The sequence below is a fragment of the Streptomyces sp. NPDC048434 genome (genome assembly GCF_043200375.1).
In the GTDB taxonomy this organism is placed as follows: Bacteria; Actinomycetota; Actinomycetes; order Streptomycetales; family Streptomycetaceae; genus Streptomyces.
In genome coordinates this window covers 16,341-42,406 of the sequence record NZ_JBICXQ010000003.1, presented here as the reverse complement: position 1 = coordinate 42,406, position 26,066 = coordinate 16,341, and the positions used below count along the sequence as shown (strand labels likewise).

24 protein-coding genes are annotated in these 26,066 nt (G+C 70.8%); 14 read left to right on the top strand and 10 right to left on the bottom strand.

From position 1 onward, the window contains the following. Positions 1–3 precede the first annotated feature (3 nt). Positions 4–1,200 carry a PP2C family protein-serine/threonine phosphatase gene (locus ACGFWI_RS04455; protein WP_393904404.1) on the bottom strand — a complete coding sequence of 399 codons (1,197 nt, stop codon included), beginning with the start codon at positions 1,198–1,200 and terminating at the stop codon, positions 4–6. A gap of 312 nt (positions 1,201–1,512) precedes the next feature. Between ACGFWI_RS04455 and ACGFWI_RS04450 the strand changes: the two genes are divergently transcribed. Together ACGFWI_RS04450 and ACGFWI_RS04445 are read left to right on the top strand one after the other, a co-directional pair. Next, positions 1,513–4,071 carry an ATP-dependent Clp protease ATP-binding subunit gene (locus ACGFWI_RS04450; protein WP_393904403.1) on the top strand — a complete coding sequence of 853 codons (2,559 nt, stop codon included), beginning with the start codon at positions 1,513–1,515 and terminating at the stop codon, positions 4,069–4,071. Beyond that, positions 4,068–4,565, top strand: coding sequence for a DUF6328 family protein (locus tag ACGFWI_RS04445; protein ID WP_393904402.1), 498 nt, complete (start codon positions 4,068–4,070; stop codon positions 4,563–4,565). The genes ACGFWI_RS04450 and ACGFWI_RS04445 overlap by 4 nt, the downstream gene beginning before the upstream one ends. A gap of 169 nt (positions 4,566–4,734) precedes the next feature. On the opposite strand, the gene ACGFWI_RS04440 is transcribed toward ACGFWI_RS04445, so the two are convergent. Beyond that, positions 4,735–5,721 carry a hypothetical protein gene (locus ACGFWI_RS04440; RefSeq protein WP_393904401.1) on the bottom strand — a complete coding sequence of 329 codons (987 nt, stop codon included), beginning with the start codon at positions 5,719–5,721 and terminating at the stop codon, positions 4,735–4,737. A 498-nt stretch (positions 5,722–6,219) separates the two neighbouring features. Between ACGFWI_RS04440 and ACGFWI_RS04435 the strand changes: the two genes are divergently transcribed. The 3 genes from ACGFWI_RS04435 (at position 6,220) to ACGFWI_RS04425 (ending at position 7,788) form a co-directional block, all read left to right on the top strand. Continuing rightward, complete coding sequence (locus ACGFWI_RS04435) at positions 6,220–6,411, top strand: DUF6381 family protein (RefSeq protein ID WP_393904400.1); 192 nt, start codon at positions 6,220–6,222, stop codon at positions 6,409–6,411. 107 nt (positions 6,412–6,518) lie between these two features. Further along, positions 6,519–7,415, top strand: a complete 897-nt coding sequence (locus ACGFWI_RS04430; RefSeq protein ID WP_393904399.1) for a DNA/RNA non-specific endonuclease — start codon at positions 6,519–6,521, stop codon at positions 7,413–7,415. A 28-nt stretch (positions 7,416–7,443) separates the two neighbouring features. Then, positions 7,444–7,788 (top strand): hypothetical protein, encoded by a 345-nt coding sequence (locus ACGFWI_RS04425; RefSeq protein WP_393904398.1) that lies wholly within the window; start codon positions 7,444–7,446, stop codon positions 7,786–7,788. 31 nt (positions 7,789–7,819) lie between these two features. On the opposite strand, the gene ACGFWI_RS04420 is transcribed toward ACGFWI_RS04425, so the two are convergent. Genes ACGFWI_RS04420 through ACGFWI_RS04410 form a run of 3 tightly spaced genes read right to left on the bottom strand, consistent with a single transcriptional unit; the run spans position 7,820 to position 10,569 of the window. Next, the gene (locus tag ACGFWI_RS04420) at positions 7,820–8,848 is read right to left on the bottom strand and encodes an ABC transporter substrate-binding protein (RefSeq protein ID WP_393904397.1); all 1,029 of its coding nucleotides are present in this window, start codon (positions 8,846–8,848) and stop codon (positions 7,820–7,822) included. Positions 8,849–8,891: 43 nt separating this feature from the next. Beyond that, entirely contained in the window at positions 8,892–9,764 is an 873-nt protein-coding gene (locus ACGFWI_RS04415) for an ABC transporter permease (protein ID WP_393904396.1), read from the bottom strand. After that, entirely contained in the window at positions 9,754–10,569 is an 816-nt protein-coding gene (locus ACGFWI_RS04410; protein ID WP_393904395.1) for an ABC transporter ATP-binding protein, read from the bottom strand. The genes ACGFWI_RS04415 and ACGFWI_RS04410 overlap by 11 nt, the downstream gene beginning before the upstream one ends. Before the next feature lie 226 nt (positions 10,570–10,795). Here ACGFWI_RS04410 and ACGFWI_RS04405 point away from each other — a divergent pair, with 226 nt between their 5' ends. From ACGFWI_RS04405 to aspA, 7 genes are all read left to right on the top strand, one after another. Continuing rightward, positions 10,796–12,469, top strand: a complete 1,674-nt coding sequence (locus ACGFWI_RS04405; RefSeq protein WP_393904394.1) for an ATP-binding protein — start codon at positions 10,796–10,798, stop codon at positions 12,467–12,469. A 96-nt stretch (positions 12,470–12,565) separates the two neighbouring features. Next, entirely contained in the window at positions 12,566–13,258 is a 693-nt protein-coding gene (locus ACGFWI_RS04400) for a response regulator (RefSeq protein ID WP_393904393.1), read from the top strand. A 126-nt stretch (positions 13,259–13,384) separates the two neighbouring features. Beyond that, positions 13,385–13,990 (top strand): GNAT family N-acetyltransferase, encoded by a 606-nt coding sequence (locus ACGFWI_RS04395; protein WP_393904392.1) that lies wholly within the window; start codon positions 13,385–13,387, stop codon positions 13,988–13,990. A 174-nt stretch (positions 13,991–14,164) separates the two neighbouring features. Then, on the top strand, positions 14,165–14,902 hold the full coding sequence (locus ACGFWI_RS04390) for a FadR/GntR family transcriptional regulator (RefSeq protein WP_393904391.1): 738 nt from the start codon (positions 14,165–14,167) through the stop codon (positions 14,900–14,902). Continuing rightward, positions 14,899–16,485 (top strand): amino acid permease, encoded by a 1,587-nt coding sequence (locus ACGFWI_RS04385; RefSeq protein WP_393904390.1) that lies wholly within the window; start codon positions 14,899–14,901, stop codon positions 16,483–16,485. Before ACGFWI_RS04390 ends, ACGFWI_RS04385 begins: the two co-directional genes overlap by 4 nt. Before the next feature lie 2 nt (positions 16,486–16,487). Beyond that, positions 16,488–17,516 carry an asparaginase gene (locus ACGFWI_RS04380; RefSeq protein WP_393904389.1) on the top strand — a complete coding sequence of 343 codons (1,029 nt, stop codon included), beginning with the start codon at positions 16,488–16,490 and terminating at the stop codon, positions 17,514–17,516. 57 nt (positions 17,517–17,573) lie between these two features. Then, positions 17,574–18,995 carry an aspartate ammonia-lyase gene (aspA, locus tag ACGFWI_RS04375; protein ID WP_393904388.1) on the top strand — a complete coding sequence of 474 codons (1,422 nt, stop codon included), beginning with the start codon at positions 17,574–17,576 and terminating at the stop codon, positions 18,993–18,995. A gap of 118 nt (positions 18,996–19,113) precedes the next feature. Here aspA and ACGFWI_RS04370 read toward each other — a convergent pair whose 3' ends face one another. Then, positions 19,114–19,806 carry a DUF2848 domain-containing protein gene (locus tag ACGFWI_RS04370; RefSeq protein ID WP_393904387.1) on the bottom strand — a complete coding sequence of 231 codons (693 nt, stop codon included), beginning with the start codon at positions 19,804–19,806 and terminating at the stop codon, positions 19,114–19,116. A 191-nt stretch (positions 19,807–19,997) separates the two neighbouring features. Between ACGFWI_RS04370 and ACGFWI_RS04365 the strand changes: the two genes are divergently transcribed. Both ACGFWI_RS04365 and ACGFWI_RS04360 read left to right on the top strand, forming a co-directional pair. After that, positions 19,998–21,320, top strand: a complete 1,323-nt coding sequence (locus tag ACGFWI_RS04365) for an MFS transporter (RefSeq protein WP_393904651.1) — start codon at positions 19,998–20,000, stop codon at positions 21,318–21,320. A gap of 61 nt (positions 21,321–21,381) precedes the next feature. After that, positions 21,382–22,176, top strand: a complete 795-nt coding sequence (locus ACGFWI_RS04360; protein WP_393904386.1) for a carbon-nitrogen hydrolase family protein — start codon at positions 21,382–21,384, stop codon at positions 22,174–22,176. Between the two features lie 16 nt (positions 22,177–22,192). Here the strand turns inward: ACGFWI_RS04360 and ACGFWI_RS04355 are convergent, their stop codons facing one another. The 4 genes from ACGFWI_RS04355 to ACGFWI_RS04340 form a co-directional block, all read right to left on the bottom strand. Continuing rightward, positions 22,193–22,819, bottom strand: a complete 627-nt coding sequence (locus ACGFWI_RS04355; protein ID WP_393904650.1) for a GntR family transcriptional regulator — start codon at positions 22,817–22,819, stop codon at positions 22,193–22,195. Positions 22,820–22,945: 126 nt separating this feature from the next. After that, positions 22,946–23,617: a lactate utilization protein C gene (locus tag ACGFWI_RS04350; protein WP_393904385.1), complete on the bottom strand. Its 672-nt coding sequence runs from the start codon at positions 23,615–23,617 to the stop codon at positions 22,946–22,948. Then, positions 23,581–25,152 carry a LutB/LldF family L-lactate oxidation iron-sulfur protein gene (locus tag ACGFWI_RS04345; protein WP_393904384.1) on the bottom strand — a complete coding sequence of 524 codons (1,572 nt, stop codon included), beginning with the start codon at positions 25,150–25,152 and terminating at the stop codon, positions 23,581–23,583. Before ACGFWI_RS04345 ends, ACGFWI_RS04350 begins: the two co-directional genes overlap by 37 nt. After that, positions 25,149–25,916, bottom strand: coding sequence for a (Fe-S)-binding protein (locus ACGFWI_RS04340; RefSeq protein ID WP_393904383.1), 768 nt, complete (start codon positions 25,914–25,916; stop codon positions 25,149–25,151). The genes ACGFWI_RS04345 and ACGFWI_RS04340 overlap by 4 nt, the downstream gene beginning before the upstream one ends. Positions 25,917–26,066: the final 150 nt, after the last annotated feature.

The window sequence follows — 26,066 nt, the reverse complement described above, 5'->3', positions numbered from 1 at the left end:
GGGTCAACGCGTGCCCGGCGGCCGCCACTCCAGGAGCAGGATCGTGGCGTCGTCACTCAGCCCCTCGTGCCGGCTCTCCAGAATGGCGTGCATCAGCTGACGGAGCGCTTCGGAGGCGAGCTCTCCGGCCGCGGTGGCCCGGATGATGGAGTCGGTGAAGCCCGCCAGGCCGAAGCGGCCGCCGCCGGCCGTGCGGGCCTCGGTCACGCCGTCGGTGTAGAGCAGCACCCGGTCCCCCGGCTCCAGCGCCTCCCGGTGGACCGTGCGCGGGGTGTCGGCGAGGGTGGCGGGCGTGCCCATCGGAGGTTCGCCGGGGCGTTCCAGCGCCTTGTCGAGGACCTGGTGGTCGCGGATCAGCAGCGGCGGCGGATGGCCGCAGTTGCACCAGGTCAGCACCCCGCTGAGGAGATCCAGCCGGGCGGCGATGCCGGTGCAGTACTGCTCGGGCAGCCAGTCGGCGAGCACCTGGTCCACGGTCTTGACGAGTTCGGGCAGGTCAGCGCCCATCCGCCGCGCGCTGCGGCAGCCTGCCATGGCGATCGATGTGGTCAGTCCCGAGGCGAGGTTGTGCCCCATCGCGTCGAGGATCACCGCATGCAGCGTCGACTCGGTCAGCGCATGGTCGAAGGCGTCTCCGCCCAGCTCGTAGGCCGGTTCCAGGACGGCGGTGGACACGGCCCGCGCGCTGCCTACGGTCCGAGGGGGCAGCAGGGAGCGCACCAGCTCGGCGGGCAGCGTCATCGTGTCCGTACGGGTCCGCTGCACCAACTGGTCGCTGACGCGCCGCTGGGAGGTGATCGCCATGGACAGGACCGCCACCAGCGTCCGGCAACGCCGCAGCAGGGCGCCGTCCAGTGCGTCGACATGCATCCCCACCACCCCCAGCCGGTCCGCACCGTCGATCAGCGGCAGCCAGACGATCAGCGGGCCGGCGGAGCTCTCCTCGACGCGGAGCCCCAGCGTGCGATAGGACCAGCCGGCCGACGAGTCGTCCACCAGGAGCCGTTCCCCGCCGGCGAGGGGCGTCAACTGCCGCTGCTGGAGGTCCACGAGGTAGACGGTCACCCGGCGCAGACCGATCTGCGCGGCGTAGCGGTCGATGAGGGCAGGGAAGTGTGACGGGGGCGCGCTGTGGACGGCAGCCAGGAACTCCTGCAGCAGATGTTCGCCGTCACCAGCAGGAACACTCTCGACGGCCATCCGCGCGTCCCTCCGAGCGCCGTGCATCCCTTGGGCACTGTGAGCCAAGTGTCTTCCGGGCGCCCGCGCCATCCGGGAGTGCCATCCGGCGGACCGGGCGCTCCGGGGCCGGATGCGGGGCACCGGGCCGTGGCCTGCCCGGGTGCGGATGGAGTTGCGGGCCCTGATCCTGAAGCAGTGGAGTCGTGTGTGACGTGTGGCGTCGCCTCTCCCGGGCATCCGCCGGACAAGACCACGAAGCAGAAGCAACAGCACAAGGAACCCGACCAGGCAGCATGTCGCGGTACCGCCGTGGCAGCGGAACGGACACACATGGGCAATGGATTCATGGGTCCGGAGGGTTACGGCCCGGACTCCTTCGGTGACTTCCTCGCGCGCTTCTTCGGTGCCGCGCAGTCCGCGAGCGGCGAGCCGGGGAAGCCCGCGCCCCGGCAGGCGGACATCGCACGCATGATGAGCGGTCCCGCCCGGGATCTGGTGACCTCCGCAGCCGCTTACGCCGCCGAGCACGGCAGCCCCGAACTCGGCACCGAGCACCTCCTGCGGGCCGCCCTCGCCGCCGAACCGACCCGCAGCTTGCTGCAGCAGGCGGGGGCGGACCCCGACGCACTGGCGGCCGAGATCGACCGCGGCGCAGGTTCGGGGCCGAAGCAGTCCAGCGTCGCCGTGACCCCCGCGGTCAAGCGGGCGCTGTTGGGCGCGCACGATCTGGCGCGGGACCACGGATCCTCGTACATCGGCCCGGAGCACGTACTGGACGCGCTGGCGGCCAACATGGACTCGGCAGCGGGGCGCATTTTGAACCTCGCCCACTTCGATCCGCAGGCCGCACCGCAGGGCAGCTCCGGGACCCCGCCCGCGGGACCCGATCACGGCACCCCGCCGAAGCACGACACACCGACCCTGGACAAGTACAGCCGCGATCTGACCGACCTGGCCCGGGCGGGCCGGATCGACCCGGTCATCGGCCGCGAGGAGCAGATCGAGCAGACCATCGAGGTGCTCTCCCGCCGGGGGAAGAACAACCCGGTGCTGGTCGGCGATGCGGGGGTGGGCAAGACAGCGATCGTCGAGGGCCTGGCCCAGCGTCTGGCCGACGGAGACGTCCCCGAGAACCTGTCGGGCCGGCGCGTCGTCGCCCTGGATCTGACGGCCGTCGTCGCCGGCACCCGCTACCGCGGTGACTTCGAGGAGCGGATGAACGCCATCATCGAGGAGGTCCGCACACACCCCGACTCCCTGATCGTCTTCATCGATGAGCTGCACACGGTCGTCGGCGCCGGCGGGGGCAGCGGGGACGGCGGTTCCCTGGAAGCGAGCAATATGCTCAAGCCCGCCCTGGCACGTGGCGAGATGCATGTCATCGGCGCCACCACCCTGGAGGAGTACCGGCGGAACATCGAGAAGGACGCCGCGCTCGCCCGCCGTTTCCAGCCCATCCTCGTGCCCGAGCCGAATGTCGCCGACACGGTGCAGATTCTGCGCGGGCTGCAGGACCGCTACGAAGCACATCACCAGGTGCGCTACACGAACGAGGCGCTGCTCGCGGCGGTCGAGCTCTCGGACCGCTATATCGCCCACCGCTTCCTGCCCGACAAGGCGATCGACCTGCTCGACCAGGCCGGCGCCCGGGTCCGGCTCCGCTCGGGTGCCAAGGGCACCGACGTACGCGATCTGGAACGCGAGCGGGAGCAGCTGGTCAGGGACAAGGACCAGGCGGTCGCCGCGGAGCAGTACGAGCGGGCCACCGAGCTGCGTGACCGGGTCGCCGAACTCACCGTGCGGATCGAGGCCGGTCAGGGCAAGCCGCCGAGCGACTGCCGGATCGTGGAGGTCACCGCCGAGGACATCGCCGAGATCGTGTCGCGGCAGACCGGCGTGCCCGTGAGCAGCCTGACCCAGGAGGAGAAGGAGCGGCTGCTCGGGCTGGAGGAACGGCTGCACACCCGGGTGATCGGCCAGGACGACGCGGTCACGGCCGTCTCCGAGGCGATCCTGCGTTCGCGGGCCGGCCTTGCCGACCCCGACCGCCCGATCGGCAGCTTCCTGTTCCTCGGTCCGACGGGCGTGGGCAAGACCGAGCTGGCCCGCGCGCTCGCCGAGGCGCTGTTCGGCAGCGAGGACCGGATGGTGCGCCTGGACATGAGCGAGTATCAGGAGCGGCACACGGTCAGCCGGCTGGTCGGTGCTCCCCCGGGATATGTCGGCCATGAGGATGCGGGCCAGCTGACCGAGGCGGTGCGCCACCACCCGTATTCGCTGCTGCTGCTCGACGAGGTCGAAAAGGCGCACCCCGATGTCTTCAACATCCTGCTGCAGGTCCTCGACGACGGGCATCTGACCGACTCCCAGGGCCGCCGGGTCGACTTCAAGAACACCGTCATCGTGATGACGAGCAACCTCGGCTCCGAGGCGCTCAGCGGCGGTCGCGGGGTGCTCGGCTTCGGCCCGGAAAGCACGGGGGCGGAGGCCGGCGACGGCGCGCGGGAACGGGCGCTGGGCACCTTGCGCGAACACTTCCGCCCGGAATTCCTCAACCGCCTCGACGAGATCATCGTCTTCCGCCGGCTCACCGACGACCAGCTGCGGCAGATCACCGGTCTGCTGCTCGACGGGACCACCCGCAGGCTGCGCGCCCAGGACATCTCCGTCGAGTTCACGCCCGGCGCCGTGGACTGGCTCACCCACCGCGGCCACCAGCCCGAATACGGGGCCCGGCCGCTGCGGCGCACCATTCAGCGGGAGGTCGACAATGCGCTCTCGCGGCTGTTGCTGGACGGTGCGCTGTCGGCCGGTGGCACGGTGCGCGTGGAGGTGAAGGACAACGAGCTGGCGTTTCGCACCGACGAGAAACAGCCGGGTGCCGGGTGACCCCGCTGGGCCCGCGCGACACGTCCCAGGGGCGTCACGAGTCGCCGGAGGAGCGGGCCGACCGGCGGTGGAACGAACTGTTGCAAGAGGTGCGGGTGATCCAGACCGGGGTGCAGATCCTCTTCGCGTTTCTGCTCACCGTCGTCTTCACCCCGCGCTTCGTCACGCTCGGACAGACCGACAAGGCCATCTACGTGGTGACGGTCCTGCTGGGGGCGGCCACGACCGGCGCGCTGGTCGGCACGGTCACCTTTCACCGGCTGGTCACCGGGCACCGGTTGAAGCCGGAGACGGTGCTGTGGGCCTCCCGCCTGGCCGTGCTGGGGATCGTCCTGCTGCTGGCGACGGTCGCCTCCGCGCTGCTGCTGATCCTGCGCATCGCCCTGCACAACTCCGTCGTCCCCTGGGTCGTCGCGGGGCTGGTCGCCTGGTTCGTGATCTGCTGGTTCGCGCTGCCCGCCTGGATTCTGCACCGGTATTCGTCCAAGGACTGAGCGGGCAGGTTCCGGGCAGTCCGGCGTCTCCGGCTCCTCCGGCGCCTGATCCTCTTCCGGCTCCCGATGCGCCGGGCGGCCACGCGCGTCAACGGCCGCCAAGGGCGCGGGCCGAGACCCTGACCTGGGTCTCGGCCCGCGCCCTTGGCGGCCGTTGCGCCGTCGCCTGTTAGGCGCGCGCGGCGGCCGGACCTGCCTGGCGCGGGCGGAAGAGCAGCGCCGCGCCCGCGAGTCCGGCGCTGACCACCGCCAGGCCCACCGCCAGCAGCTCGGGCCACATGCCCGCGTCTCCCAGGCCGCTGCCCAGGGGGGCGAAGACGCCGGCCCGGGACAGGGCGTGCAGGGCGATGATGATCATCGCCGCGGCGGCGCTCACGGTCCAGACCAGGGCGGTGTCGCGCATCGCCAGCCAGCCGGCCAGCAGCAGGTACACGACGGCGATGGCCATCGAGAGCCCGGCGGCCGCCTGGGCGCCCTGCAGGTGCGACGAGTTCACCGGCAGATGGCTCAGACCGCACAGCGCCAGGGCCGCGGCAGCGGGCCAGCGCAGTACGGACCGCAGCACACCGGGGACCGCGTATCCCGGCTGCTGCCGGGCCGCATCGGCCGGGGAGGCCCACGGCGGGCCGCCGTGCGGCATGGCGCCGGGGGGCCGCTGGGACCAGGGCGTGCGCTGAGGCGGCTGGCTCAGCACGGATTCGCGGTGTGCGGTGGGGATCGGCTGCCCGTTGCGGCCCAAGGGGCGGACATCGGGGTCGAGTACATGCATGGACGCGGTGGGTTCGGGCTCGCCGGGGTCACCGGGGCCGGGCGGGAAGTGATCGGCCATGCCGTGGAAACCGGCGCCGCCGTTCTTCGTACGGTCGAACAGCTCGATCAGCTGCGCCACCTCCTCGACGGACCGGTCGACGGCCACCGCGCGCAGCGCCTCATAGCTCGACTCTGCGGTGTGCGGGGTCGCCCGCAGCATGTCGAAGAGCGCGGCGACCTCGCTCACCGGCCGGGAAACCACTGCCATGCGCAGGGCTTCGTCGCCGGGGTTGGGAACGTCGCCGCTGCGCTGGAGCAGTTCCACCAGGGCGGCGACTTCCTCCAGGGGCCGATGGGTGACTGCCTCCCACAGAAGCGTGTGGGCCGAGTTGTTCTCAGGGGTCATGGGCGGAAAGTGCTCGCCGGGTTCTGTCGATGACAGTCCGGCGTCGCCCCCACAAAGTGCTGGTTCGGATGTCATGGAGGGACTCCACTGAACGAGGGGAGCGTCAAACACCAGAAGCGCTGACACTCGGCGGACGTTGAGAGTGCTGAGCTTCAGCCAACGTCCCTTCCGTGTGCCCCCGCCATTCAGGAAGGCCATCCGGTGGAGACACGCCGGTACGCCCGGGCGTGCCGCGCGCGACGGTCGCGTATCGGCGGACCGGATCAGCGGGCGCCGGGCGTGGACTCGGATCGGTCCTCGACGGCGCGGCCCGGCCGCTCTCGGCGGGCTGGGGACGGCTCCGCAGACCCACCGGAAGGTGGTGTGGCGCCACCTGTTCTTCCCGGTGATTACGGTCGGGCAGCCGCCCTCACGGGGCGTAGCTCTTCGAGGTGCCGAGCGCCGCCGAGCCTGATTCGCTGGTAAGGCAGCTCTCCATACACCGTTCAAGGACAGATCATGAGCGCAACAGGAGAATCACGCGGACGCATCCAGCAGATGCGCGAGAAGGCCCAGGAATTGCAGGCGGCCGCGGAACGCGCGGGCGACCCGGAGGAGCGGAAGCGGCTCCAGGAGAAGGCCCTCAGGCTCCGGTCCCAGAGTGAACAGGAAAGCGGTATGGCCAGCGGAGACATTTACCCCGCCGAGTAGGTCCGACCGGACCCCCGCGGGCGGAGCGAGGAGGTGCGCCCGGCTGTTCGAGTGGCTTCGGCGCGGGCGCCGATCGGCGGTCCGCGCCACCGGGAAGCGGTTACCGCATGATCCCATCCGATTCCCCATGGGCCGGTGGGGCGGTGGCCGGGACGGCGGCCGGGCAGTCCATGGCCGACCGTGCGGGCTATGACGAGCACTTCCTCGGAGTGCCCGTACCGCTGCCGATGCCCAGCAGCCCCGCGGTGGAGACGGTGGTGCTGCCCTACACCCACTTCACCGTGGTGCTGCGCCCGGACCGGCGGATGGCGGCGGCCGCCGCGGTCTGTATCGACGGCGGGCGTCTGGTGGAGCAGGTGCCGCGGGAGAGCGGCTGGCAGTTCGATCCGCGGCTGGACGAGGACCGGCAGACCGGCAACGAGGTGTACCGCGACAACTCCCTGGACAAGGGGCATCTGGTGCGCCGGCTCGATCCCGTGTGGGGTGGGGCCGCGGAGGCGCACCAGGCCAATGCGGACACCTTCCACTTCACGAACGCCGCCCCGCAGGCGGATGTGTTCAACCAGGGCAAGCAGGTCTGGCAGGGGCTGGAGAACCATCTGCTCGACGGCGTCGCCCGGTTCGACCGCAAGCTGGCCGTCCTGACCGGGCCCGTACTGCACGACTCGGACCCGCCGTACCGGGGCGTCCAAGTGCCGATGCGCTTCTGGAAAGTGGTGGCGTTCCTCCGGGACGGCTCGCTGGCGGCGACGGCGTTCGTCCTCGACCAGAGCCCGGACCTGACCCGGGACGCCGAGCGGGCCCTGGCCGGCGCGACGCCGGGGGCGCCGCCGCCCCTGGGCGCGTTCCGGACGTTCCAGGTGCCGGTGGCGCATGTCGTCGAGCTCACCTCGCTGAACCTGGGGCCCCTTCCCGCCGCCGATCTACTGCCCGCCGTACGCGCCCCCGGGGAACGCTGGAGACGGCTCGCCTCGCACGACGACATCGTGCTGCAGCACAGCTGAGCGGCGGGAGGCACAAGCACCGGTCCGGGTGTCCACGCCGAGACCGAGACGGCACGGCGCGGCGACTACCCCGGCGTACGACGGCCGGCGCAACGAACCGGAGTCGATGCGCCGGATGTTCATGGACCTCTACGACGTCAAACGGCTGCGGCCCGGCACCGCCACGGAGCCGGTGCCGGGCCGGAACGTCATCAGGCACGGCTGTTCCGCGCCGGGCGGCAACAGCGGCTCACCCGTCATCGACCTCACCGACCACCACCGTGTGCTGGGCCTGCAGTTCGGCGGCCGCTACGGCGGCGGCAATGTCGCCGTTCCGCTGTGGCAGCTGGTGGACGATCCGTTGCCGGACCGGGCGGGGATCAGCTTCGTATGAGCCGTGCCGTGGTGCCGTCCGTGAGCCGGTCCTACTTCTTGACGAATTCGGTGGTGTAGGTCTTCTTCAAGTCCACCGTGGCGTTCTTGAGGTTGGGGTTGAAGGCCTTCAGGACGCGTTCGACGGTGGCGGGGCCGTCGGCCGGCATCACCCCGTCCTTGGTGAACATCGGCAGGGTGGCCTTGATCGACTGGGCGTACAGTTCCTTGCCGCCCTGGGCGTAGTCGGACGGCATCTTCGCGGCGATCTGCTCGGCGGTGTGCGTGGACATCCACTTGAGGGTCTTCACGAAGGCGCGGGCCAGCTTCTGCACGGTCTCCTTGTGGCTGTTCACCCAGTCGGTGTTCATGTAGAGACTGGACGAGGGATAGGGGCCGCCGAGCGCCTTCTTCGAGCCCTCGGGGGTGCGCATGTCGATGAGGACCTTGCCGAGCTTCTTGTCCAGGATCTGCGCGACCGTCGGGTCCGTCGTCATCCCGCCCTGGATCGAGCCCTGTTGGAGGGCCGAGATGAAGGTCTGGCCGGCACCGACCGCCACCGGGGTGAACTCGTTCGTCTGCACACCGTTCTTGACCGCGAGGTACTTGGTCAGGAAGTCGGTGGAGGAGCCGAGGCCGGTGACGCCGAGCTTCTTGCCCTTGAAGTCCTTGGCGGAGGTGAGGCCGCCGGACGCCTTGTCGGAGGCGACTTCGACCTCGCCGGGGGCGTGCGCGAGCTGGACCACCGACTCCACCTGCTTGCCCTTGACCTGCAGATCGAGGGTGTGATCGTAGAAGCCGACGACGCCCTGTACGTCGCCGGAGACCAGCGAGGTGGTGGCCTGTACACCGGCCGGTTCGGTCAGCAGCGTGACGTGGATGCCTTCGTCCTGGAAGTAGCCGAGCTGCTGGGTGAGTCTCGCGGGCAGATAGATGACCTTGTCGAGGCCGCCCACCATGATCTTGACCTTGCCGTTCGTGTCGTCGGAGCCGGCGGCCGAGGAGCCGCCGCAGGCGGTGAGGGTGGTCAGGGCGAGGGTGGCGGCGGCCACGGCGGCCGAGATCTTCCGTGAGGTATGCATGGTCACGTCCTTTTGAGGTGGAAAGGGGTCGGTGGGGCGGGGTTCAGCGGCCGTCGCCGGCATCGGCCGGCTTCCAGCGGAAGAGCCGGCGTTCGAGGAAGGCCAGCAGGCCTTCGGCGAGCAGGGCGACGACGGCGAGGATCACCATGGCGGCGTACACACCGGCCGCGTTGAAGGTGCCCTGGGACGCCGCGACCAGCAGGCCGAGGCCCTTGGTGGCACCGATGTACTCGCCGACGATCGCGCCGATGAGCGCGAAGCCGAAGCTGACATGCAGGCTGGTGAAGATCCATGAGGTGGCGGAGGGGATCACCACCTGCAGGGTGACCTGGCGGTTGCTCGCGCCGAGGATCCGGGAGTTGGCGACCAGGTTGCGGTCGACCTCCCGTGCGCCCTGGAAGGCGTTGAAGAAGACCGGGAAGAAGACGAGGACGACGGCGGAGGCGACCTTGGAGGCCGGTCCGAGGCCGAACCAGATGAGGAAGATGGGGGCGAGGACGATGCGCGGCAGTGCGTTGAGCACCTTGATGTACGGGCCGAGTACCTCGGCGAGAAAGCGGATCCGGCCGAGCGCGATCCCCAGCACCACACCGCCGATCACGCCGATGACCCAGCCGAGGAGCGCTTCGTAGAGCGTGTACCAGATCTGCTCCCACAGCGAGCCCTGCGGGGTGCCGTGCAGCGCCCACTGGCTCATCTGGTTCCAGATCCTGGAGGGCATGGAGAAGTTGAAGGGATCGATGACGGCGGCGCGGGCCAGCCACTCCCACAGTCCGATCAGGACGACGAGCAGCAGCACCCGGGTGCCGTGGACCATGATCTTGTGCTGGCGCGCGGCCCGCGCCCTGGCCTGCGAACGGTCCGTACGGTCCGCTCCGGCCGGGGACTTGACCGGGGTCACGGTCTCAGGCGACATCTGCGGCACCCCTCTCGCGGGTGATCCGGACCTCTTCGCCGAGCGAGGACCAGATCTCCCGGTAGATCTCGATGAACCTCGGTTCCAGACGGACCGACTCGACCTTGCGGGGGCGCGGCAGATCGATCTCGAAGACCTCCTTGACGGTGGCCGGACCGGCGGTCATGACCACGACCTTGTCGGCGAGGGCGATGGACTCCTCCAGGTCGTGGGTGACGAAGACGACGGAGGCGCCGGTCCCCGACCACAGCTCCAAGAGCTCGTCCGACATCAGCGCCCGGGTCTGCACATCGAGGGCGGAGAACGGCTCATCCATGAGCAGGAGTTCGGGGTCGTTGACGAAGGTCGCGGCGAGGGCGACGCGCTTGCGCTGCCCGCCGGAGAGCTGGTGGGGATAGCGGTCCTCGAAGGCCGCCAGCCCGACCCGGGCGAGCCAGTCCCGTGCCCGCTGCCTGGCCTCGGCCTTCGGTACACCGCGGAACCGGGGGCCGGCCATCACATTCGACAGCACGGTGCGCCAGGGGAAGACCGCGTCCTGCTGGAAGACGAATCCGATCTTGTCCCCGATGCCGCTGACCGGCTCACCGGCGACCAGCACCTCGCCTTCGGTGGGCTCCTCCAGGCCGCTGACCAGGGTCAGCGTGGTGGACTTACCGCACCCGGTGGGGCCGACGACCGCGACGAACTCCCCGCGTTCGACGACCAGATCCAGATCCCGGACGGCGGTGTGCAGCGCCCCCGAGGGAGTCCGGAATGCCTTGCTCGTACCCCGTAGTTCGATAGCGGGGCTCGTGTGGCTGTTCATGGCTGGGGAGGCTAGAAGTGATCCGGGCCACAGCGGCAGCCTTGTGGGCGCAAGCCACCTTTCTGCGCGCAAGCCCTGTTGTGCTCATTTTGCTCACGCTAGAACGGCTAAGTCGTCACCAGGGGGTGCGCCTCCGCTCACTCACGGCTTACGGTGCGGGCACCGCGAGGTAAAAAGGAAGATTCGGTTCCGCAAGGGTGCGGGGGCCGGAGACAAGGGAGACCCCATGCGGATCCGCTGGCCCCGACGGGTCTTTGCGCAGGTGCTGACCGCACAAGTCACCCTGACCACCGGTGTCATGGTGCTCGCCACCGGCCTGTTCCTCGCCCCGCTCAGCTCCGAGCTGGACGACCAGGCGATGCGCCGGGCGCTGTCCATCGCCCAGACCACCGCCGCCGACCCGGACCTCGTCCGGGAGCTGGTCACCACCGGGCCGACGGCGCACGGTCCGGTGCAGGCCGACGCGGAACGGATCCGTACCGCGACCGGGGCGCTGTACATCGTTGTGATGGACACCCGCGGAGTGCGCTGGTCGCACACGAACACCGACGAGATCGGCCGGCACGTCTCCACCGACCCGAGCCGGACCCTCGCCGGGCGGCAGGTGCGGCAGATCGACACCGGCACGCTGGGGCGGTCGGCCCGCGCCAAGGTGCCGCTGCGCGATGACCGCGGCCGGATCGTCGGCGCGGTGTCGGTCGGTATCGCCTACGACAGTGTCCGGGGGCGACTGTTCGGCACCATCCCCGGGCTGCTGCGGTACGCGGGAGCGGCGCTGGCCGTCGGCGTGCTGGCCGCGGTCGTGCTCTCCCGCAGACTACGACGCCGTACGCACGGAGTGGCGTTCGCCGATATCTCCGCACTGCTCGACGAGCGGGAGGCGATGCTGCACGGTATCCGTGAGGGTGTCGTCGCCTTCGACCGGCGCGGCCGCATCCGGCTGGTCAACGACGAGGCCGCGCGACTGCTGGGCCTGGATACGCGGGCCGCCGGGCGGGCGCTGGACGAGGTGCTGCCGCCGGGCCGGACGACGGATGTGCTGGCCGGGCGGGTGGACGGCGCGGATCTGCTGGCCGTCAGCGGCGGACGGGTGCTGGTCGCCAACCGTATGCCGACCCCGGACGGCGGGGCGGTGGTGACCCTGCGGGACCGCACCGAGCTGGAGCTGCTCGGCCGTGAACTGGACAGTACCCAGGGGCTGTTGGACGCGCTGCGGGCCCAGGACCACGAGCATGCCAATCAGCTGCACACGGTGCGCGGGCTGCTGGAACTCGGCCGGCACGACAAGGCGGTGGAGTTCGTCAGCGAAGTGGCCAGTGCGCAGCGGGCCTCCGCGGAACAGATCGCGGAGCGGGTGCACGATCCGCTGCTCTCCGCACTGCTCGTCGGCAAGGCCGCCATCGCGGCCGAACGCGGAGTGTCACTGCGGGTGTCGCCCGCGACGCTGCTGCCCGATGCGGTGGTCGATCCGCGCGACCTGGTGACCGTGCTGGGCAATCTCATCGACAATGCGCTGGACGCCACCGGGGAGCGCCGCTGCGACGAGCCGTTCGTCGAGGTCGAACTGCGGGCCGAGCGCACCACCGCCGTACTGCGGGTCTCGGACACCGGGCCGGGGGTGCCGCCGCCGCTACGGGAGCGGATCTTCGCCGAGGGCTGGTCCACCAAGGAAGTCCCGTCCGCCGGAGCCCGGCCGTCCGCGCGCCCGGTGGCCTTCCACCGCGGCCGGGGCATCGGCCTGGCGCTGGTGCGCCGGCTCGCCGAGCGCTACGGCGGAATGGCCCGGGTGACCGCCCGCGCGGGCGGCGGCGCGGTCTTCACCGTCGTCCTGCCGGAGGCGCTCGCCCGGCAGGACGACTCGCGCGGGCCTCAGCTCACGGCCGCGGGAGAGCCACGATGAAGGGAGAAGCACGGTGACAGGAGCGCCACGACGGCCGGCGCGCGGCGGGCGAGCGGAGCCGCCGGAGCGAAGACCCCTGCCGAGCGGAGCAGCACGATGATCGATGTCCTGGTCGTGGACGATGACTTCCACGTCGCCGAGATCAATGCCGCGTATGTCTCCCAGGTATCCGGCTTCCGGGTCACCGGTCGTGCCCACACCGCCGCGCAGGCGCTGGCCGCCCTGGAGCGCGCCCCTGTCGATCTGGTGCTGCTCGACCACTATCTGCCCGACGAAACGGGCCTGGCGCTGGTGCGACGGCTGCGGCAGCTCGGCCACCGCGCCGACGTGATCATGGTGACGGCGGCGCGTGATGTCGCCACCGTCCAGGACGCGATGCGCTCTGGTGCGCTGCAATACCTCGTCAAGCCGTTCGGCTTCTCCGGACTGCGCGCCAAGCTCGAAGGCTACGCCGCGCTGCGCCGGACCGTGGAGGGGGTGGGGGGCCGCGGTGAGGCGGGCCAGGAACAGGTAGACCGGATCTTCGGCGCCTTCCGGACCACCGACGCCCCGCACACGGAGCTCCCCAAGGGCCACTCTGCGGCGACCGTCGATCTGATCCGCCGGGTCCTGGGTGCGGCCGGGCATCCACTGTCCGCCCACGAGGTCGCCGAACGCGCCGGTGTCAGCCGCTCCACGGCCCAGCGCTACCTCAAACACCTCGAACGCAGCGGCCACATCATCCTGACCCTCAAATACGGCGACACCGGACGCCCCGAACACCGCTACCGATGGGCGAGCACCCACTGAACCGCACCTGCGCGCGGCGGTCCGTACGCCCGCCGCCGCCCGGCAGCTCACCCGCCACCGCGCTCCGCGGACCGGGTGCCGCCACGGGCCGGACGGGACGTGCGGCCACACCGTAGGCTGCCGATCATGAATGGCGCGACGACCGGCGGGACGGGCCCCGGGCTCGACATCCTCGACGCGATACAGCTGTCCGCCGATCCGGAGCCGGCGGCCGGCTTCGCCGCGTCGGCACACCGGATCCTGGCGGACCTGGTGCGCGGCGGTGCACCGCTGGGCTGGGCCGAGCCGCCCCCGGCGGACGAGGTGGCGGAGCTCGTCGACCGTGTGCTGCGCGCCGCGCGGGCCGGGGACGGGGCGCTGCGTGCGGCCTACGCCGACCGCCGGCTGGTCGGGCTGGGGTACTGGCTGCGCTATGCCCGTGCGACCAATCGGCAGCACGCGGACCTGGAAAAGCTCGCGGTGGCGTCCGAGGCCCATGGCCGCGGTGTCGGCCGGGCGCTGACCACCGGCCTGGTCGAGGACGCCCGGGATGCCGGGATCGAGGTCCTCACCCTGGACGCCCGGGGCGACAACACCAGGGCGCTGGAGCTCTACCGGTCGCTCGGCTTCCGCGAGTACGGCCGTCTCCCCGACTTCGTCGCGATGGGCGGACGCCGCTACGACAAGGTCTTCTACATGCTGGACTTCCGCGGCAGCGGACCGTGTGACGAGGCGGCGCCGCGCCCGCAATAGCGGCCTCGTCACACGACGGCGCGGGGGACGTAGGGGCGAGGGTGCGAGGCGCCCCGGGACCGGGTCCGGACCGGATGCGGCGCAGGTCCGGGACCAGGTCTGTGTGCCGGCCCAGAGGAATCATCTGCGCCCCACCCCTTGACAGCTCCCCCGGCCGGGTCCGACGATCCCGGGGTGAACCTGTCAGACAGCCAGACAGCTGGCGATGTGCCCCGGCGGATCAGCGCGATGGAAGCGGTCCTGCACCACTTGCGCGGCGCCATCGAGCGGGGCGAGTACGCGGTCGGGGACAAGCTCCCCTCGGAGGCGGAGCTCTGCCGGCGGCTGGAGGTGAGCAGGCCCGTGCTCCGGGAGGCGCTGCGGGCGCTCCAGACCATGGGCCTGACCGTCTCACGTACCGGCAAGGGCACCTTCGTCGTCTCCGACGGCGCGGTGGCGGACCCGACCTTCGGCGACTATGTGGCGAGCGACCTCCTGGAAGTGCGCCGTCATGTCGAGATCCCGGTGGCCGGTTACGCGGCGCTGCGCCGGACGCCGGAGGACCTCGATCAGCTGACCCATCTGCTGGAGCGGATGGAGCAGGAGACCGACACCACCGCATGGGTGGCGATGGACTCCCTCTTCCATCTCGCCGTCGCCCAGGCCGCCCGCAATCCGGTCTTCCGCAGAGTCATCGAGGAGATCCGCGATGCACTGGCCCGCCAGTCGGCCTTCCTCAATGAGCTCGGCGGGCGGCGCGAGCAGTCGAACCGGGAGCACCGGGCGATCGTCGAGGCACTTGTCGACAGTTCCGAGCACGACGCGGTGGAAGCCATGACGCACCACCTCGCACGCGTCGAGACGACGCTGACCACCATCGTGCGGCCGCCACACCGTACGACCCCCTCCACGGAAGACGAGGATCACGCGTGAGCGAGCAATCCCTCCGGCAGGCGGAACGGCAGCAACAACAGGAAGCGGGGCGGGACGCCGCGCAACGGACGGGCGGGCATGTGGATGCCGGTGACGCCGGGTACCAGAAGTCCCTCACGTCCCGGCACGTCAACATGATCGCGATCGGCGGGGCGATCGGCACCGGGCTGTTCCTCGGCGCCGGCGGCCGGCTCGCCGACGCCGGGCCGTCGCTGGCCGTGGCGTATGCACTCTGCGGGCTGTTCGCCTTCCTCGTGGTGCGCGCCCTGGGTGAGCTGGTGCTGCACCGGCCGTCCTCGGGTGCGTTCGTGTCGTACGCCCGGGAATTCCTCGGTGAGAAGGGGGCGTTCGTCGCGGGCTGGATGTACTTCCTGAACTGGGCGACCACCGGGATCGCCGACATCACCGCGGTGGCGACCTATACGCACTACTGGGGCATGTTCTCCGATGTGCCGCAGTGGGTGATCGCGCTGATCGCGCTCGCGGTCGTGCTGACCGTGAACCTCATCTCCGTGAAGATCTTCGGTGAGCTGGAATTCTGGTTCGCGATCGTCAAGGTCGGTGCGCTGGTCGCCTTCATGCTGATCGGCATCTTCCTGCTGGTCACCCAGCATCCGGTCGCCGGCCACTCCCCCGGGCCCGCGTTGATCTCCGGCCACGGCGGGCTCTTCCCGACCGGGACACTGGCGATGCTGCTGGTCATCCAGGGTGTGGTGTTCGCCTACGCCTCGGTCGAGCTGGTCGGTGTCACGGCCGGCGAGACCGCGGAGCCGGAGAAGATCATGCCCAGGGCGATCAACTCGATCATGTGGCGGGTGGCGCTGTTCTACGTCGGCTCGGTGGTCCTCCTGGCCATGCTGCTGCCCTGGAGCTCGTACTCGGCCGGCGAGAGCCCCTTTGTCACCGTGCTGTCCAACGTCGGGGTGCCGGCCGCGGGCGGTGTGATGAACCTCGTCGTGCTCACGGCCGCGATGTCCAGCCTCAACTCCGGCCTCTACTCGACCGGGCGCATTCTGCGCTCGATGGCGATGTCCGGCTCCGCGCCGCGGTTCACCGGGGTGATGAGCCGAAGCCAGGTCCCCTACGGCGGCATTCTGCTCACGTCGGGAGTCTGCGTCCTGGGCGTGGGCCTCAACTACATCGTGCCGAGCGAGGCGTTCGAGATCGTGCTGAATTTCGCGGCGATCGGCATCCTCAGCACCTGGGCCATGATCATGGTCTGCCATCTGCTCTTCTGGCGGAAGACCCAGGCCGGGCTGCTGGTCCGCCCCGGCTACCGGCTCCCCGGCTCGCCCTGGACCGAGATCGTGACGCTGGCCTTCCTGGCCTTCGTCCTGGTGCTGATGTGGGCCGACGGCGGAGCCGGCCGTACGACCGTGCTGTCGCTGCCCGCGGTCGCGGCCGCGCTGGTCGGGGGCTGGTTCCTGGTACGGGGCCGGGTCGACACCCTCCGGGACGCGGCGGCGCGCGACAGCGGCGGGCAGACGGCCGCCGACGGCACCGGCCTCACGGCGGGCACCGGCAGCGCGGCCCGCACCCCGCACCCCGAAAACCCCCACAGCAGCGAAAGCACCGAGAACTGATCATGAGCCAGAGCACCATCCTGCCGCCGCACCGCGCTCCGGGCGAACCACCCGCGGTCCGCGAACCGGCCCACGTTCCCGTCGCCCATGTGGTGCGCGGAGGACTCGTCGAGGGCGTCCACCACGGCTCGGTCGTGGTGCTGGCGGCCGACGGGAGCGTGGAATTCCAGGCGGGCGACATCGAGGCCGCGTTCTACCCGCGCTCGGCGCTCAAGCCGGTCCAGGCGGTCGGTCTGCTGCGCGCGGGGCTGCCGCCGCTCGACGACGAGGCGCTGGCCCTCGTCGCGGCCAGCCACTCCGGTGAGGAACGGCATCTGGCCACCGCCCGGCGCATCCTGACCACCGGCGGGCTCGCCGAGGACGAGCTGCGCAATGTCCCCGATCTGCCGTACGGCCCGGACGTACGGGACGAGTGGCTCCGCCGCGGCCTCGGGCCCACCCGCCTCGCGCAGAACTGCTCGGGCAAGCACGCCGCCATGCTGCTGACGGCCCGCGCCCGGGGCTGGTGCCCGGACAACTACCTCGACCCCGGGCACCCGTTGCAGCGGGAACTCGCCGCCACCGTGGAGGACCTCACCGGCCAGGGCATCGCCCGGGTCACGGTCGACGGCTGCGGCGCCCCGCTGTTCTCCGTGTCCCTGCACGGTCTGACCCGGGCCGCCGCCCGGCTGGCGACGGCCGCCTCCGGCACCGACGAGGGCCGGGTCGCACACGCCATGCGCGAGCACCCGGAGATGGTCTCCGGCAGCGGACGGGACGTTGCCCGCCTGGTGCGGGCGGTGCCCGGTCTGCTCGCCAAGGACGGCTTCGAGGGCGTACAGATCGCGGCGCTGCCTGACGGGCGGGCGGTCGGCGTGAAGATAGCCGACGGCGCCGACCGCGCCCGGATGCCGGTCACGGCGGCGGCCCTGGCGCACTGTGGGGTCGACCCCACAGTCCTGGCCCCCTTCGCCACCACCCCCGTCATCGGCGGTGGCGCACCGGTCGGGACGCTACGGGCGACGGAGGCGCTGACTCCGCACCACAACTGACGCTGCGTCAGTACACGGCACCCCCTCCCCCCCAGCTCACAAAGGACCACCTGCACCATGACTGCCGCCGGCCACCGCCGCGAACACGATCTGCTCGGCGACCGCGAGATACCCGCCGACGCGTACTGGGGCGTGCACACCCTGCGCGCCGCGGAGAACTTCCCCATCACCGGTACGCCGATCGCCACCTACCCGCACCTGATCAATGCGCTCGCCGCCGTCAAGGAGGCCGCGGCCCGGGCCAACCAGGACCTCGGGCTGCTCGATCCGGAGCGGGCCGACGCGATTTCCGCCGCCTGCCGGGACATCCGGGCCGACGGGCAGCTGCACGACCAGTTCATCGTCGATGTCATCCAGGGCGGTGCCGGTACGTCGACGAACATGAACGCCAACGAGGTCATCGCCAACCGGGCGTTGGAGATCCTGGGCCACGACAAGGGCGACTACCGCCATCTGCACCCCAACGAGCACGTCAACCTCAGCCAGTCGACGAACGACGTCTACCCGACGGCCGTGAATGTCGCCACGATCATTGCCGTGCGGGAACTGCTCGATGCGATGACCGTGCTGCGCGAGGCCTTCGCGGCCAAGGCCGAGGAGTTCCGCGACATCCTCAAGATGGGGCGCACCCAGCTCCAGGACGCGGTGCCGATGACCCTGGGCCAGGAGTTCTCGGCGTACGCGGTGATGCTGGAGGAGGACCAGAGCCGGCTGGCGGAGGCCGTCCTGCTCATCCATGAGATCAACCTCGGCGCCACCGCCATCGGCACCGGTCTCAACGCCCCCAAGGGCTACGCCGAAGCGGCCCGCGAGCACCTGGCCGCCCTTACCGGCCTGCCCCTGGTCACCGCCGCCAACCTCGTCGAGGCCACCCAGGACTGCGGGGCGTTCGTCCATCTGTCGGGTGTCCTCAAGCGTGTCGCCGTCAAACTCTCCAAGAGCTGCAACGATCTGCGGCTGCTCTCCTCCGGCCCGCGCGCGGGTCTTGCGGAGATCAATCTGCCGCCGGTACAGGCCGGTTCGAGCATCATGCCCGGCAAGGTCAATCCGGTGATCCCCGAGGTCGTCAACCAGGTCGCCTTCGAGGTCATCGGCAACGACGTCACCATCACCATGGCCGCCGAGGCGGGCCAGCTGCAGCTCAACGCCTTCGAGCCGGTGATCCTGCACTCCCTCTCGGAGAGCATCACCCACCTCGGGGCGGCCTGCCGCACCCTCGCCGAGCGCTGTGTCTCGGGCATCACCGCCAATACGGAGACGCTGCGCGCAAGTGTGCAGAACTCCATCGGGCTGGTCACCGCACTCAACCCGCACATCGGCTACACCGCCGCCACCGCGATCGCCAAGGAGGCGCTCGCCACCGGGCGCGGCGTCGCCGAACTGGTCCTGGAGCAGGGGCTGCTCCCGGCCGACCGGCTCGCCGCCCTGCTGCGCCCGGAGGAAATCGCCGGTACGGGCGGTGCCGTGGCCACCGTCTGAACCCTGGCCGGACCGCGGCAGTTCCGGTACCCGCTCCCGTACGGGCCGGGCAGGCGCCCCTTCGGGGTGCCCGCCCGGCCCGCGGTCGTGGACGGGCTGCCGGTGTGCGCGGCGCGGGTCAGCCGATCGGCTCCGGCATCGGGACGACGTCGTAGGCGAGCTCGATGACATGGCCGGTGGCCGGGTCGGCGAGTTCGACGCGCCAGCGGGCCGCGAACTGATCGACGCCGTCGCGCATCGGGATGGTTCCCGATATCAGGACCGTGCCGGGCCGCAGATCGCCGCGCTCGCGCAGGACCTCGGTCCAGTAGCCGGGGGTGAGCAGCTCGCCCGCCGTGCCGTCCTGGAGGAGAACCTCCTCGCCGCCGCCGACGGGGGTCACCCACGCGCGCAGGGTCAGGGCGTCGAGGCGGTCGGCGACCTCGGCCAGTCGCCATGCCGTACGGGCGAGCACATCGGGTCCGGCGTTCTTGCTCCAGGCCACGCCGTGCGCCTCCAGTGCGCGGTCGGTGTGGTCGCAGGCCGCGGTGAGGAGCAGATCTCCGGTGTCGTCCACGACGAGTGCCCACTCCGCCTCGCCCGAGGTACGGGCGTGCTGCACCGGCACCTGAGCGGTCTGCTGGCCCAAGTAGGGCGCGACCGGGTAGAGGGCGGGGACGGTGGACGGTGCGGGCACGCCGAGTTCGGCCAGTTCCGCGACATGAGCGGCCACATCGTCCTGGCTGCGGCCGGCGTACCCGGCGTTGAGCAGCCTCGACACCTCGACCCTGCGCTGCGTGCCGTCAGGGAGCTCGAAGGTCAGAGCGGCCATGGTTCCTCCAGGTCACAGTGGGTTGCGCGGAAGTAAATTCGCCCCCCGGAAGGGTTGCGCATACGCCTTGTATACAGCAAGTATGCCCTGCAGTGCAGCAACCGATTCCGAGGTGGCCCTGACCCATGGACAACGAAGAACACCGCGGTGCGCAGCTCCGCAAGGCACCCCGCCCCGACCGTGGTGCGCTGGTGCGCGCCTTCGTCGCCAGCCTGACCGGCACCTCGCTGGAGTGGTACGACTTCGCGGTCTACTCGGCCGCGTCGGCGCTCGTCTTCGGCAAGCTCTTCTTCCCGTCGGCGGACCCGCTGACCGGCACCCTGCTGGCGTTCTCCACCTATGCCGTCGGCTATGTCTCGCGACCGATCGGCGGGTTCCTCTTCGGGCGGCTCGGGGACGTCATCGGCCGCAAGAAGGTGCTGGTGGCGACGCTGGTGCTGATCGGTACCGCGACCCTGCTGATCGGCCTGCTGCCCACCCAGGCGACCATCGGCCCGGCCGCGCCGGTGGTGCTGGTCCTGCTGCGCTTCGCCCAGGGCGTCGGTGTCGGCGGCGAGTGGGGCGGCGCCGTGCTGCTGACCAGCGAGTACGGGGATACCCGCAGGCGCGGCTTCTGGGCCTCGGCGGCACAGATCGGCCCGCCCGCCGGCAATCTGATGGCCAACGGTGTGCTGGCGACCCTCGGCGCGCTCCTGACGGAGCAGCAATTCCTGGCCTGGGGCTGGCGGATCGCCTTTCTGCTGTCCGGTGTCCTGGTGGTCTTCGGGCTGTGGATCCGGATGCGACTGGAGGAGACCCCGGTCTTCCGGGCCATGGAGGCGAGCGGCAGCCGGCCCGAGGCACCGATCCGTGAGGTGTTCACGACCCAGCCGCGGGCCCTGGCGGCCGCGATCCTCAGCCGGGTCGCGCCGGACGTGCTCTATGCGATGTTCACCGTCTTCGTCCTCACCTACGCCACCGAGCAGCTGGGCCTGCCACGGGGGAAGGTGCTGGCGGCCGTACTGATCGGCTCGGCGCTGCAGATCGTGCTGATCCCGCTGGCCGGGGCGCTGTCGGACCGCTGGAACCGGCGCCGGATGTATCTCGCCGGCGCGGTCGCGGCGGCGGTGTGGCCGTTTGTGTTCTTCCCCATGGCGGACAGTGGTTCGTGGGGGCTGCTGGTGCTGGGCGTGGTGGTGGCGCTGGCGATCCACTCCCTGCTGTACGGGCCGCAGGCCGCGTTCGTCGCCGAGCAGTTCACCCCCCGGTTGCGCTACACCGGCTCCTCGCTGGCGTACACGCTGGCCGGGGTGATCGGCGGGGCCGTCGCGCCGCTGCTGTTCACCGCGCTGCTGGGCTCGTTCGGCAGCTGGCTGCCCCTGGCGCTGTACCTGGCCGGGACCGCCGTGGTCACCACCGTGGGCGTGCTGCTGGGACGGGATCCGGCGCACGATGAGGACGAGGAGTACACCCGCCTGGCGAACGGCGCCGGGCAGCCGGCAGGCAGGATGACCTCGGGTGCGTCCGGCATCTGAGGCAACCGGCCCGCGGCCGGGTCCCGACGACACCGACCGGAACGAGAGAAGAGAGATCCGTATGCGCATCGCGCTGTGCCAGATGACGGCATCGACCGATCCGAAGGAGAACCTCGCGGACGTCCAGGACCAGGTCCGTCACGCGGCGCGCGAGGGGGCCCGGCTGGCGGTCCTTCCCGAGGCGGCCATGGTGCGGTTCGGGGTACCGCTGGCTCCGGTGGCCGAGCCGCTGGACGGGCCGTGGGCCGAGGGGGTGCGAGCGGTCGCCTGGGAGACGGGGGTGACGGTGGTGGCGGGCATGTTCACGCCCGCGCCCGACGGGCGGGTGGCCAACACCCTGCTGGCCACCGGACCCGGGGTCGAGGAGTCCTACGACAAGATCCATCTGTATGACGCGTTCGGGTTCCGGGAGTCCGAGACGGTCGCCGCGGGCACGCGGGTGGTGACCATCGATGTCGACGGCGTCCGGGTGGGCCTGGCGACGTGTTACGACCTGCGGTTCCCCGAGCTGTTCCGGGCGCATGCGGACGCGGGGGCGACGGTATCGGTGCTGCCCGCCTCCTGGGGCGCGGGACCGGGCAAGCGCGCGCAGTGGGACCTGCTGGTGCGGGCGCGCGCCCTGGACGCGACGGTCTGGCTGGCGGCCGTGGGCCAGGCCGCCCCGGATCCGCAGGCCGATCCGGAAGCACTCACCAAGGCGCCGAACGGTGTCGGGCACAGCGCGCTGATCGGCCCCGACGGGACCGTCCGCGGACAGCTGGGCGGCACCGCGGACCTGCTGGTCGGGGACGTGGACACCGAGGAGGCCGCCCGGGTCAGGCGGGCCGTGGCGGTGCTGGACAACCGGCGGCTGTAGGACCCGGCCGCGGGGATCAGGCGGCCAGGAGGATGCGCCGGGTCGCCCGGATGTGGCTGTCGATGGCCGCACAGGTGGCCGCGGCATCCCCGGCCACCAGGCCGTCGAGGATCTCCCGGTGTTCGGCGAGCACCTCGTCCTGGCGGTTGCCCGAGCGGTAGAGCGCGAGGACGCCGGCCCTGATCTGGCGGCTGCGCAGGGCGTCGTACTGGCGGCTCATCAGGGTGTTGCCGACGGCGGCGACGAGGGTGGCGTGGAAGCGGTGGTCGGCGGCGATGAACTCCTTGGTGGTGTGCTCGCCCCGCAGGGTGTCCTGGTGGGCCAGGATGTCCGCCATCTCGTCGAGGGGTGCGGTGCCCCGCTCCGTCGTACGCTCCGCGGCGAAGCGCTCGATCAGGCCGCGCATCTCCATCAGGTCCCTGATCTCGCGGCCGGACAGCGGGGCGATATGCGCGCCGCGCTTGGGCACCAGCCGCACCAGGTCCTCGGCGGCGAGCAGCAGCAGGGCCTCGCGGATCGGAGTGCGGGAGACGCCGATCCGGTCCGCGATCTCCTGCTCGGACAGGAACCGGTCCTGCATCTCCGGGTCGGTCAGCACGCTGTCCTTGAGATACGCGTAGGCCTTCTCGCGCCCCGACTGCATCGCCCGCTCTCCCCCACTCGTGACATCCCGCTCCGACTGCATACAACCTGTATGCGCAGGTTACACGCTGGGCGGGCCATCAGCCGGGGACGGTGGTCCGGCCGCTGTGCGGCGTACCGGAACCGCTCACACGTCGGTACGGATCACCACCACCAGGGTGCGCGGGCCGTGCACGCCCTCCACGCGCTCAAGCTCGATGTCGGAGGTGGCCGAGGGGCCGCTGATCAGCGTGATCGGGTGCTCCGGCAGGAGCTGTGCCACCGCCTCCGGCACACCGGTCCGCACCGACGACAGGTCGACGACGCACACATGCAGGTCGGGGACGAGTGTCAGTGCGCGCCGTCCCTGATCCGCCGCGGCGCCGTCCAGAAAGATCGTGCCCGTCTCGGCGCAGCTGACGGCGGAGGCCGTCACCACGCCGTCCAGCACGTCGAGCCGGGGCACCGCAATGTCCGGGGAGTCCGTCAGGATCTCCCCGTCGTACCCGGCCAGCCAGGCCGGATCGAGCCCCGGAGGCACCCCGATCTTCCGCGCCCCGCGCGCATGGAGCACCTCGGCGATCACCGCCGCGGTGGCGTCGGCCGTACAGGTGCGCACCTGTGCCTGGTAGTCGACGAGCCGGTCGACGATGAGGGCGAGTCGCTCTCCGTCGGGGAGGGAACTCCCGGTGCGGTAGGCGCGGGGAACGGTCACCTCGGGCCGGTGGGAGAGGGCCAGGGCGTCCTGGACGCGTCGGAGCACCGTCTCACGTGCGGTCGCGGTCACGGTGCCTCCTGCGGATCGTCGTCGGTGTGCCATGCGCCTTCCTCCGCCGCCGCCCGCATCGTGGCCGCGCCCTCGGCCGATGCGAGCCAGGAGCGGAAGGACTGCTTGGGCGGGGCGGGGGTGTCGCGACTGTCGCTCCAGCCGTGGAGCGGCGGCGGCAGACGGGAGAACGTTCCATTCCGCCCCGCCAGTACGCGCCCGAGTCCCGCCGCCTTCTGTGCGGCCGTGAACAGCTTCGGCTGCTTCATGACGGCGGCCGCGGCCTTCATCGCCAGCTTCTCGGCGGTCGTTCCGGACTGCTCGGTGTGCTGGTGCCGCAGCTCGACCAGCAGCGACGGAATGTCGATCTTCACCGGGCAGGCGTCGAAGCAGGCTCCGCACAGCGTGGAGGCGTACGGCAAGGAGCTGTTGGGATCGTCCTTGGCCGCATGCATGCCGGCGAGCTGCGGGGTGAGCACCGCGCCGATCGGGCCGGGGTAGGTCGATCCGTAGGCGTGGCCGCCGGTCCGCTCGTACACCGGGCAGACATTGAGGCAGGCCGAGCAGCGGATGCAGTTGAGCGCCTCGCGCCCGATCGTGTCCGCGAGCGCGGCCGTACGCCCGTTGTCGAGCAGCACGAGGTGGAATTCCTGCGGGCCGTCGCCCGGCGTCACCCCCGTCCACAGCGAGGTGTACGGATTCATCCGCTCACCGGTCGAGGACCGCGGGAGCAGCTGAAGGAAGACTTCGAGGTCCTGGAAGCGCGGCAGGAGCTTCTCGATGCCCATGACGGTGATCAGCGTCTCGGGCATCGTCAGGCACATCCGGCCGTTGCCCTCGGACTCGACGACCGACAGGGTGCCCGTCTCGGCGATCCCGAAGTTGGCGCCGGAGACGGCCACCTTGGCCGTCATGAACTTCTCGCGCAGATACGCGCGTGCCGCGGCCGCCAGCTCGGCGGGGGCGGCGTCCAGTGCGGGGTCGACGCCGGGGATCCGGCGAAGGAAGATCTCCCGGATCTCTTCGCGGTTGCGGTGGATCGCGGGAACCAGGATGTGCGACGGCCGGTCATCGGCGAGCTGCACGATCAGCTCGGCCAGGTCGGTTTCGAGGGCGGTGATCCCCTGGCTCTCCAGGTGCTCGTTGAGGCCGATCTCCTGGGTGGCCATCGACTTGACCTTGAGGACCTCGTCGTTGCCGGTCCGCTTGACCAGCCGGGTGACGATCTCGTTGGCCTCGACGCCGTCGCGGGCCCAGTGGACGGTGCCGCCGTGTTCCGTGACCTTCCGCTCCAGCTGCTCCAGCAGCTCGGGCAGCCGGTTCATGGTGTCGGTCTTGATCGCCGATCCGGCGTCGCGCAGCTGCTCCCAGTCGGGCAGTTCGCCGGTGACGGCCAGGCGCTTGGCGCGGATGGAGTGGGTGGCCTTGCCCAGATTGCGGCGCAGTTGCTCGTCGCCCAGCCCGTCGTGGGCGGCCTTGGGGAAGGTGCGCTCGCCGCGCAGATGGCCCGTTCCGTGCGGGGAGCGCGGGGGGACGGCGGGCATGCCCAGGAAGGTGCCGCTCGTCGAGGGGCCGGTCGGGCTGCTCATCGGGCGGCCTCCGTCAGGGCGTACGGCGCGGTGCGGCAGGAAGCGAGGATCTGCGCCAAGTGCAGCGTCCGCGTACCGGACTTGAGGCGGGAGAGACCGCCGCCGATGTGCATCAGGCAGGACGAGTCGCCCGCCGTGCATACATCGGCGCCGGTGCCGGTGATGTGGCCCGTCTTGTCCCGCAGCATCGCCGAGGACGTCTCGGCGTTCTTGACCGCGAAGGTGCCGCCGAAGCCGCAGCACGCGTCGGCCTCGGGCAGCTCCACCAGGTCGATGCCCTCGACGGCGCGCAGCAGCCGCAGCGGCTTCTCGCCGACCCGCAGCATCCGCAGTGAATGACAGGTGGGGTGGTAGGTCACCCGGTGGGGGAAGTAGGCGCCGATGTCGGTCGCGTCGAGTACGTCGACGAGGAACTCGGACAGCTCGTACGTCTTGGTCTTCACGGTGGCGACCCCGGCGCGCAGCGCGGCGTCCCCGTACCGCTCGGCGACGATCTCGTGCTGGTGGCGGACCGATCCCGCGCACGATCCTGACGGCATCACCACCGCCTCGATCGACGGGTCGCCGAACTGCTCGGCGAAATTCCGTACCAGCGGCACCGGCTCACGCTGATAGCCGGTGTTGACGTGCATCTGACCACAACAGGTCTGCTGCGGCGGGAACACCACGTCATGGCCCAGTCGGGCCAGCAGGACCGCGGTGGATTTCACCGCCTCCGGGAAGAGCGTGTCTCCCAGACAGGTGGCGAAGAGTGCGATGCGCATAGAGCCTCCCTGGGGCTTATGGTCCGACCATACTCGCTTCAGACCGAAGAAAAAAGTAAGGGCGAAGTTTGGTCCGACCTTATTGACATGCGACATCTTCAGTGGGCTACTGAGGGCCGATTCGTCAGCCACAGGGCGCGCCGCGATCGC

Excerpts from the sequence above, each read along its gene's own strand:
- ACGFWI_RS04415 (WP_393904396.1), bottom strand. The coding sequence starts at position 9,764 with ATGTCGCCTGAGACCGTGACCCCGGTCAAGTCCCCGGCCGGAGCGGAC.
- ACGFWI_RS04350 (WP_393904385.1), bottom strand. The coding sequence starts at position 23,617 with ATGGCACACCGACGACGATCCGCAGGAGGCACCGTGACCGCGACCGCA.
- ACGFWI_RS04400 (WP_393904393.1), top strand. The coding sequence starts at position 12,566 with ATGATCGATGTCCTGGTCGTGGACGATGACTTCCACGTCGCCGAGATC.
- ACGFWI_RS04355 (WP_393904650.1), bottom strand. The coding sequence starts at position 22,819 with ATGCAGTCGGGGCGCGAGAAGGCCTACGCGTATCTCAAGGACAGCGTG.
- ACGFWI_RS04380 (WP_393904389.1), top strand. The coding sequence starts at position 16,488 with ATGAGCCAGAGCACCATCCTGCCGCCGCACCGCGCTCCGGGCGAACCA.
- ACGFWI_RS04405 (WP_393904394.1), top strand. The coding sequence starts at position 10,796 with ATGCGGATCCGCTGGCCCCGACGGGTCTTTGCGCAGGTGCTGACCGCA.
- ACGFWI_RS04370 (WP_393904387.1), bottom strand. The coding sequence starts at position 19,806 with ATGGCCGCTCTGACCTTCGAGCTCCCTGACGGCACGCAGCGCAGGGTC.
- ACGFWI_RS04340 (WP_393904383.1), bottom strand. The coding sequence starts at position 25,916 with ATGCGCATCGCACTCTTCGCCACCTGTCTGGGAGACACGCTCTTCCCG.
- ACGFWI_RS04430 (WP_393904399.1), top strand. The coding sequence starts at position 6,519 with ATGATCCCATCCGATTCCCCATGGGCCGGTGGGGCGGTGGCCGGGACG.
- ACGFWI_RS04440 (WP_393904401.1), bottom strand. The coding sequence starts at position 5,721 with ATGACCCCTGAGAACAACTCGGCCCACACGCTTCTGTGGGAGGCAGTC.
- ACGFWI_RS04435 (WP_393904400.1), top strand. The coding sequence starts at position 6,220 with ATGAGCGCAACAGGAGAATCACGCGGACGCATCCAGCAGATGCGCGAG.
- ACGFWI_RS04410 (WP_393904395.1), bottom strand. The coding sequence starts at position 10,569 with ATGAACAGCCACACGAGCCCCGCTATCGAACTACGGGGTACGAGCAAG.
- ACGFWI_RS04450 (WP_393904403.1), top strand. The coding sequence starts at position 1,513 with ATGGGCAATGGATTCATGGGTCCGGAGGGTTACGGCCCGGACTCCTTC.
- ACGFWI_RS04360 (WP_393904386.1), top strand. The coding sequence starts at position 21,382 with ATGCGCATCGCGCTGTGCCAGATGACGGCATCGACCGATCCGAAGGAG.
- ACGFWI_RS04345 (WP_393904384.1), bottom strand. The coding sequence starts at position 25,152 with ATGAGCAGCCCGACCGGCCCCTCGACGAGCGGCACCTTCCTGGGCATG.
- ACGFWI_RS04420 (WP_393904397.1), bottom strand. The coding sequence starts at position 8,848 with ATGCATACCTCACGGAAGATCTCGGCCGCCGTGGCCGCCGCCACCCTC.
- ACGFWI_RS04395 (WP_393904392.1), top strand. The coding sequence starts at position 13,385 with ATGAATGGCGCGACGACCGGCGGGACGGGCCCCGGGCTCGACATCCTC.
- aspA (WP_393904388.1), top strand. The coding sequence starts at position 17,574 with ATGACTGCCGCCGGCCACCGCCGCGAACACGATCTGCTCGGCGACCGC.
- ACGFWI_RS04455 (WP_393904404.1), bottom strand. The coding sequence starts at position 1,200 with ATGGCCGTCGAGAGTGTTCCTGCTGGTGACGGCGAACATCTGCTGCAG.